Origin of the sequence: Anaerovibrio sp. RM50, from assembly GCF_000622005.1 — a bacterium.
Lineage (GTDB): Bacteria > Bacillota > Negativicutes > Selenomonadales > Selenomonadaceae > Anaerovibrio.
Map to the genome: position 1 here is coordinate 1 of NZ_JHWV01000038.1, position 3,558 is coordinate 3,558.

Genomic DNA, 3,558 nt, shown 5'->3' on the forward strand with positions numbered 1-3,558 from the left:
GCCATAGTAAAAGGCCTCCTATGATTTTATATTTTACCATAGAAGACCTTAACTGTTACTGTTGTTATTATTTACAGAAAAACTTTCACACTCTCGTATTACGGCTATAACGATGCGGGAAAAAGAATTACTGAGGGGAAAGAGGAAAAAGTTAATGCCGTCGTTCCAGGGAGTTTTTGGGATGATTTATATAATTTAGTTTATGATTGCTATTCCACCAATAATCTTTCCAAAAACAATGGACAGGTTAGTCCGGATGATTTAATAAAATCCGCATTTTAATTGAATTGATACAGAAAGCACTCGTTACGAGTGCTTTTATTTTGCAAAAAAAGATACCCTCCACTAGAGAGGGCATCTGATGTAATTAAAAATTGAATTATAAAAGAGTATAGTTAGAATTTTACATGAAAATAATTTTGAGCAGCAACTAACAAGTCATAATTTGAATTGGCAATATTGTTAGCTTCCTCCATATAGGAAATAACCTGTTCATAATCTTCATGAGTAAGCTCTCTATTTTCTGCCAGTATCATTACATATTCCCTTTGTTTCATACTCAGGGATTTAACTCCATTTTCCCAACTTGTCATTTTTTCTTTTTCTTCTGGAGTACATTTGGTTAGCTGTAACTTATTTTCATCAATTATTTTTATAGATTCATTAAGTTTTCCTAACATTTTTTTAGCTATTTTGACTCTGTCTTGAAGTGGAATTTGCTGAACTGGAACGCCAGCATTATTTAAAAGATCTTGTGCTTCATTCCCTGCAATCATGGCCTTGGTAATGTGTTTGGAATATGACACTACTTCTTTGTTTTTTACAGCTGCAGCATCAGAAGCTGTTTTAGCTTCCTGGTATTTTGATGGCTGCTGTCCCCTTGCCATCACATTCTGTAAATATTTTACTGTTTCTAAATCTTTTCGATCTATTGCTATATCCATAGCAGTTTTGCCATAAGTGTCTTTAATATTTATATTTGCTCCATTATCCGCAAATAAATCTACTAAATCATATAAATGATTACGGGATGCTGTAATAAAAGGCCTAGAACCATAAAGAGACTTACTAATATTATCTATATTTATACCATTATCGACAAGATACTTTGCACAATCATATGTGGCTGCTGGATAAAAAGACAATGACTCTACTCGTTCCATTAAACGATTTAAAGCATTATCATTAAGCCTTGAACTTTTTAAATTTATATCAGCACCCCAATTATGGAGATATTCAAGCAGGCCAAGATCTGCCTTATAAGCAGCTGAAACAATATATGCTTCAAAATTATTATTGAACTGGTAGTAACCTCTTACATCAGCCCCGTTTTCCAATAAAAATTGCATCATATCTCTATTATTTTTTGATACTGCTACCATAAAAGCAGTTACACCATTTGTACTGGTTTCTATAATTGGGCTGTCAACAGCATATACTCCATTTATATCAACACCAGCATTTAGCATTGATTGCACCGTTCCTAGATCATTTTGCTCAACTGCTAACATAAACAATCGTTCATTTTGATTTGGGTTCTTATGTGCATGACTTTGATTTGATAAACCGCCTAACAAATCACCATTGTTACCGCCGTTATTACCGCCATTATTATTACCACTGCTATTATTTATAGCTGTTCCGATTACAGATCCAAGAACATTACCCCAGTCAATACCAGCCTCAACACTTGGAGTTGCAGAAACAAGAAATGCTGTTGCAGTTAAGGCAGCACAAAAACCACGTACACTTTTTTTCACTAAAACCATCCTCTCAATTATTAATAATTATAGACATACCTAAATAAAAAAAGCCCGTTATTTAGGTAGCGACTACAGGAATATTTTCCCATATCTAAACAACCGAGGCCATTGTATCATATAGATTTTAACTTTTCAATGGCATAACCGATTCATTAAAATTCTAAAAAAAAGACAACAAAATATAAAACCTATTGTATGTTGATATATAGGTATTTATATGGTTATAAGCTATTCCAGTCTAATCAAACTTTAATATAAATTTAACTTTGCCTTTGTTGAATGATTCCAGGTAAATAATATAGAATAACCATAGTGGGCAAAAAGTCCAATAAAAATAATCTGAGAGGGTGGTTAAAAAATGGGCAAAAAATTAAAAATAATTTTCGGGGGTCTATTAATCTGTATTTTAGGTATTATGATTTCTGGCTGTGGCGCATCTGAAAAATTTGAAGGAAAATGGGTTGCAGAAATAAATAACGGTACCTCTGTTTTACCTCCTAGAGCAGCTGGTTTTGAAATTCAAAAGAATGGCGATAAAGATTATTTTATTGATTGCTATTATGTGTACATGAATGCTGATGGAGAATTAGAAGAAGATAAAGATCCATCCAACCGTTTTGTAGCGAAAAAATCAGAAGACGGAAACACACTTATTATTCCTAATGGAATGGGTGGTACAGTTGGTATTCCTCAAGTAATGGGTGGCACAATTACATATAACGAAAAAACAAAATGTTTAGAATCAAATTTTGTGCCATACGGTCATGAGTATAAAAAACTTAAAAACGGAGAATATGACCAAGAATTTAAAAGCAGCTTTAAAGAAGTATTCGACCCATGGTATCAAAAACAAAAAGAATGGCATGATTGGTTAGATAAAAGAAATAAAGAAAGATGGCGCTAATAACAGGAATAAAATAAGCCGTAACATTAATAAAAAGGAACAGCCCTTTTTGTAGGCTGTTCCTTTCATTTTGTACTCATTTTATCAACTTTCCAACATTGCTATCTGTCGAAAAAAAGCCGATCACAAAGACCGGCTTGAGAAGGACTCTGCTATATCAAATAGCAGAGAAATGAGAATTAAAAAAAATTGGATTTGTAAAATAATATTACCACTTTAATGGAAAAGATACAAGATCTCATCTTGAATACAGGTAACTACATTTCATTATATGGTCCAAAGCTTCAGTCGCCCCCACGGCATACGCCCACCCCATAAATAAATGGTCAGAAATACCACATCATGTTATAATTTTTCCAAAGAAATTGACCGCGATAAAGTGGTATAGCATCGTGCAAGGGAGGGCAAACTTATGGCACAAAGCATACTCATCAAAGATACAACCCGTGAGGAGCGTGAGGAAATTGTCCGCAAGGCCCTGGCCTGCTCTGAGGGCTGTGAAAATTGCACTGGCTGTCAGCTGGGTGTTGGTGATGCCTTTGAAATGTATCGCCCTTACATAGAGGGAAAAAAGGAAATCCGCGACATAAACATGGAATTCAATGCCAGATACAACATACACTGACGGTATAGGGGCTCAGAAATGAGCCCTTTTTTTAATACCGTATTTCCTATATTTGAATACATTTTATTATTTTTGTGCAGTATATTGACACGTTATCCACAATTGTGTATAATTAAGACAGTTAAATAAGTTGTCATTGCGGAATGACGTTTTACCCCTGTTTTCTCTCTCGGCCGGGATAGAAATATAGTCATTCCGCGAAAAGTCCGCGGTGTGGCTGCCGCGGGCTTTTTGCGTTGCCAGCAATACTTAATGAGATTGAGCCA

Annotated in this window: 3 protein-coding genes; 2 read left to right on the forward strand and 1 reads right to left on the reverse strand. The window is 34.7% G+C overall.

Going from position 1 to position 3,558, the window contains the following annotated elements; genetic code table 11:
- Positions 1–395 precede the first annotated feature (395 nt).
- A complete protein-coding gene (locus T525_RS15710; RefSeq protein WP_027407251.1) occupies positions 396–1,760 on the reverse strand; it encodes an ankyrin repeat domain-containing protein in 1,365 nt (454 codons plus the stop codon).
- 361 nt (positions 1,761–2,121) lie between these two features.
- Between T525_RS15710 and T525_RS0111170 the strand changes: the two genes are divergently transcribed.
- Positions 2,122–2,667: a hypothetical protein gene (locus T525_RS0111170; RefSeq protein ID WP_027407252.1), complete on the forward strand. Its 546-nt coding sequence runs from the start codon at positions 2,122–2,124 to the stop codon at positions 2,665–2,667.
- A gap of 412 nt (positions 2,668–3,079) precedes the next feature.
- Positions 3,080–3,292: a hypothetical protein gene (locus tag T525_RS0111175; RefSeq protein ID WP_027407253.1), complete on the forward strand. Its 213-nt coding sequence runs from the start codon at positions 3,080–3,082 to the stop codon at positions 3,290–3,292.
- Positions 3,293–3,558 lie beyond the last annotated feature (266 nt).

Coding starts and splice junctions, on each gene's coding strand:
- T525_RS0111170 (WP_027407252.1), top strand. CDS start 2,122: ATGGGCAAAAAATTAAAAATAATTTTCGGGGGTCTATTAATCTGTATT.
- T525_RS0111175 (WP_027407253.1), top strand. CDS start 3,080: ATGGCACAAAGCATACTCATCAAAGATACAACCCGTGAGGAGCGTGAG.